The organism is Paraburkholderia sp., assembly GCF_035656215.1.
In the GTDB taxonomy this organism is placed as follows: Bacteria; Pseudomonadota; Gammaproteobacteria; order Burkholderiales; family Burkholderiaceae; genus Paraburkholderia.
Map to the genome: position 1 here is coordinate 1 of NZ_DASRSY010000087.1, position 4,389 is coordinate 4,389.

The following is a 4,389-nucleotide window of genomic DNA, read 5'->3' on the forward strand; positions in this document are numbered from 1 at the left end:
AGTACGGCGCCGACGAGATGGGTAATGCTGTTGAAACGCTCACCGACATGCACGGCTCTTTCCTCCTGCGCGGTTTCATCAGGGTTTATCCCCACATGATACCGGTCCTGAAAAAACAAAGGGCGCGGCCGCGAGTTTCGCTGGCCGCGCCCCGGTGCATCGAACGCTGCTTAGTCGAGCGGCGCCGAACGCAGATCGGACACTTGCTGCGGCGACACAGCCGTACCGTGGTTGCCCCACGACATACGAATGTATGTCACGACCGCTGCCACTTCCGTGTTCGACAGCGCCTGCGCGAACGGCGGCATGCCGTACGGATGCGGGTTGGCTGTCGTGCTCGGCGGATAACCGCCGTTCAGCACCATGCGGATCGGGTTGACCGCCGACGGCATCTGGATCGACTGGTTGTTCGCGAGCGGCGGGAAGGCCGGCGGCATGCCGAGGCCATTCGTCGCGTGGCACTTCGCACAGTTGTCAGCGTAGATCTTCTGACCTTGCTTCAACAGTTCGCCACCGAACTTTTCCGAGGTTTCGAGCTGCAGCGGTTCCGGTGCTTCGCTCTTCTGCGGAATCGTCTTCAGGTATGTGGCCATTGCGTTGATGTCTTCGTCCGACATGTACTGCAGGCTGTTGTGAACCACTTCAGCCATCGGACCGAACACTGCGCCGCGGTTCGACACGCCGGTCTTCAGCAGATCGGCGATGTCTTTGGTTTCCCAGTCGCCGAGGCCGGCTTCCTTGTTCGACGTCAACGACGGCGCATACCAGTTCTGCAGCGGGATCAAGCCGCCGGCGAACGCAGCCGAGCTGACTGGGCCGCCCATTGCGTTGATCGACGTGTGACACATGCCGCAGTGGCCGAGGCCTTCGATCAGGTACGCGCCACGGTTCCATTCGACCGACTTGGTCGGATCAGCCTTGTACTCGCCTTCGCGGAAGAACAGCGTGCGCCACCCAATCAGCATGTTGCGCTGGTTGAACGGGAATTTCAGTTCGTGCGGACGGCTCGGCACATTGACCGGCGTGACCGAGCGCAGGTACGCGTAGATCGCGTCCGAGTCGGCGCGCGTGACCTTCGTGTAGCTCGTGAACGGGAAGCCCGGGTACAGCAGGCTGCCGTCTTTCGAACGGCCCGTGTGCATTGCGCGGTAGAAGTCGTCCTGCGTCCACTTGCCGATACCGTACTGGTCGTCAGGCGTGATGTTCGGCGTGAACATCGTGCCGAACGGCGTAGCCATTGGCAGGCCGCCGGCAAACTGTTTGCCGCCGCGCACCGTGTGGCAGGCGATACAGTCGCCGGCTCGGGCGAGGTACTCGCCCTTCTTGATCAGCGCGGCCTGGTCGGCGGGCGTTGCCGCCATCGCCGTGCCGTTATGCAGGTTGTCGCCGCCCGACCACAGGACGGGAACGAGTGCGGCAGCCGCAACGACGACGACTGCCGAGAGGGCGAACAAAGACTTGCGTTTCATTTGAGTGTCTCTCCCGGTGCCTTATTGCGGTTCGCTGCCGCAGGCAAGCGGAGTCTTCATCGAGCGGGCCGGAGCCGGCACGGGGTTTTGTGGGGCCGTTTGCGTGGCAAGCCATGAAGCGACGGCGTTCACGTCGTCATCGGTCAGACGGGTGGCGATGGTGTGCATGCAATCAGGTGCGATGGCATGACGCGAGCCCGAACGCCATGCGCCCAACTGCGCGCTGATGTAGTCCGAATGCAGGCCGACCAGACCCGGGATAGCGGGTTCCATACCGGTCAGCGCGTTGCCGTGGCAAGCTGCGCAGGCCGGAATATCTTTCGATGCGTCGCCATGCAGCACGATCTGCTGGCCGCGCGCGACGATGGTCGCCGATACGGTCGGCTTGGACGGCGTGGGGTACGGCGGACGTTGCTGCGAGAAGTACGTGGCGATCTGATGAAGGTAGTCGTCCGAGAGATACGTGACGAGGTAGTTCATCGGCGGGTACTTGCGACGCCCTTCGCGGAAATTCTGCAACTGGTTGTACAGATAGTCGGCCGGCTTGCCCGCCAGACGCGGGAAGTAGTCGTTGTCGGTACCTTGGCCATGCGACCCGTGGCAAGCCGTGCAGCCTTGCACGCGCGCTTCCATCGTATCGGGGGCCTTCGGTTGAGTCTGCGCTTTCGCAGCGCTATAGACACCCGCGGAGCCGATCAGCAGAAGGGCAAGCAACGGGCGGAAAATGCGTCTTGAAGACACGCGTAACTCCATCAAAATCGGGGACCTGACCGAACTTCGAGCGGCTCGGTGTGAAGGGCAGCCGGCGCTGCGGCGACGCAGCATTCTATCATCGAAGGGTGATGATGACTATTTGCCACAGAAGAGAAGGTTCCGGGTGTGACAGGCATGCGACAGTTTGACGCGCATCGCAGCCTTGCCGGTGAGTCGCGCATCTCGATTTCGTCTGCGGGATCGCGGGCGCAAGTGTCGTTCCCGTCGGTTTCGATAACAAAGCCGGTTGAACCGACGCGCGCGCCGGTCATCGAAGCGTACACTTCCGGGCGCGTTGGGGTCTGTCCGACGCCCACGCTCTTCGGCTCAACGTCCACCGTTTTACTTTCCACAAGCTATCGGCCTTACATGAAGCTATTCAATTTTCCCCGTCCGGCGCTGCGTGCGTTGACGTTCGGCGCCGCAGCGCTGGTCATGACGTCCACGGCTTTTGCACATGCGCATCTGGTGTCGAGCGAGCCGGCGGCGAACACCGAGGTGACCGCGCCCACTGAAGTGACGATCCATTTCACCGAGCCGCTCGAGCCGGCGTTCAGCAGAATCGATCTGAGCGACACGAGCGGTAAGCCCGCCGCGTCGGCTGCGTCGCAAGTCGACAAGAGTGACGCAAAGGCGATGCGCCTGGCGCTGCCGCAGTTGACGGCGGGCCGCTATGCGGTGCACTGGATCGCGGTTGCCACGGACGGCCACCGTACCCAAGGCGACTTTGCGTTCATCGTCAAATGAGCATCGACGGACTCTGGATCGGGCAGGTCGCCATGGCCGCGCTCATGAATGTCGCGTTTGCGTTTGCCGTTGGGTCGGCGTTGCTCGGTGCGTGGCTCGCCAAGGACGCGCAGGTGAAGATCGCGCCGGCGCGGCCCGCCTGGTTGCGCGCGCATCGGTCGATGCTGACGGCCACCGTCGTGCTGGTGCTCGCGGATCTTGGCTGGCTGTTGTACCAGGCGGCGTCGATGAGTGGCGTCGCGTTGCCGTCAGCCATCGGTGTGGTGCCGACAGTATTGACGCAAACCCATGTCGGTTACGGCTGGAGCGTGGCTTTCGCCGGCGCGCTGGTGTTGCTGGGCACGGCTATGGCCAGTCATACGGGCATGTTGCGCAATGCGCTGCTGTGGCTCGCGGTGATTGCGATTGCGGCGGGCAAGGCATCGCTCGGGCATGCGGCCGACGCCGGCCCGGCCTCGGCGGCAATCGGCATGCAGACGCTGCATGTGCTGGTCACGAGCGTCTGGGGTGGGCTGGCAATGGCGGCGGGGCTCTCGGTATTGCCTGCGCTCGGTACGTCGACCGCTCGCGGGATGCTGATCCGCACTGCGACTCAGGTGTCGCACGTATCGGTGGTGGCGGTCGGACTGGTACTGCTGACGGGCATCTTCAATGCCGTGCGCGGTTCGGGCGGCTCGTTCGAAGCGATCCAGATGAGCACGTGGGGCCACGTGCTGACGCTGAAGCTTGCGCTGGTCGCGCTCGCACTGGTGCTCGGCGGACTCAACCGCTTCCTGGCGCTGCCGCGCTTGCGCCGCACGGCCTCGACGATGGATGCCCATACCTTCGTCAACGTGTTGTATCTGGAAGCGCTGGCGATGATCGGCGTATTCGTCGCCGCGGCCGTGCTGTCGCACAGCGTGCCGGCATTCGCCGCATTGGGCTGAGGTCAAAAAAAAGCGCCGCACAGCAAAGGCGTGCGGCGCAATACACACGGTCGCCCGGCGGTGGCCGGCTGATCCGTTACTACCCTCTAGGCGGCGAGCGCGTTGTGCGCCCGCTCCAGCGTCTCTTCCGGAAACATCTCCTGCTGCAGTTCGCCGTCGTCGCCGAACCACTGGCAGATCAGCCAGTTGCCCGACGCGAACAGCACCGGGCCGGTCCAGGTGGCCGTCATCGGGCGTCAGCCGGCCTTGAGCGTCAGGACGTCGCCAGCGCGGTTGGCGGGTTTTGCAGGCATTGCAGGTCTCTTTCCTCGTCGCATGGTGAACTTCCGTTCGATGAAACCGATTATTCGAGGCCGAGCCGGTGTCCGAGAATCGGTGCGCAGAAGAGTGCAATCGCGCAGCCCGCTGCTTTGCCTTCCAGTGCCGCGCCTGCGGCGCGTGAACCGTACATATGCGTCAGGTCGAAGAGCTGCGGCAGGCAGTACAGCACCGCG

At 63.6% G+C, this 4,389-nt stretch carries 5 protein-coding genes; 2 read left to right on the top strand and 3 right to left on the bottom strand.

Annotation, left to right across the window (positions count from 1 at the left end; translation table 11 throughout):
- Positions 1 to 170: 170 nt before the first annotated feature.
- Positions 171 to 1,469, bottom strand: coding sequence for a cytochrome c (locus VFE81_RS04900; RefSeq protein ID WP_325043517.1), 1,299 nt, complete (start codon positions 1,467 to 1,469; stop codon positions 171 to 173).
- Between the two features lie 21 nt (positions 1,470 to 1,490).
- Positions 1,491 to 2,222: a c-type cytochrome gene (locus VFE81_RS04905; protein WP_325043518.1), complete on the bottom strand. Its 732-nt coding sequence runs from the start codon at positions 2,220 to 2,222 to the stop codon at positions 1,491 to 1,493.
- A gap of 369 nt (positions 2,223 to 2,591) precedes the next feature.
- On the opposite strand from VFE81_RS04905, the gene copC reads away from it, so the two are divergent.
- Entirely contained in the window at positions 2,592 to 2,969 is a 378-nt protein-coding gene (gene copC, locus VFE81_RS04910) for a copper homeostasis periplasmic binding protein CopC (RefSeq protein ID WP_325043519.1), read from the top strand.
- Positions 2,966 to 3,895, top strand: a complete 930-nt coding sequence (locus tag VFE81_RS04915; RefSeq protein ID WP_325043520.1) for a CopD family protein — start codon at positions 2,966 to 2,968, stop codon at positions 3,893 to 3,895. Before copC ends, VFE81_RS04915 begins: the two co-directional genes overlap by 4 nt.
- A gap of 86 nt (positions 3,896 to 3,981) precedes the next feature.
- Here the strand turns inward: VFE81_RS04915 and VFE81_RS04920 are convergent, their stop codons facing one another.
- Positions 3,982 to 4,125: a YodC family protein gene (locus VFE81_RS04920; RefSeq protein ID WP_325043521.1), complete on the bottom strand. Its 144-nt coding sequence runs from the start codon at positions 4,123 to 4,125 to the stop codon at positions 3,982 to 3,984.
- Positions 4,126 to 4,389 lie beyond the last annotated feature (264 nt).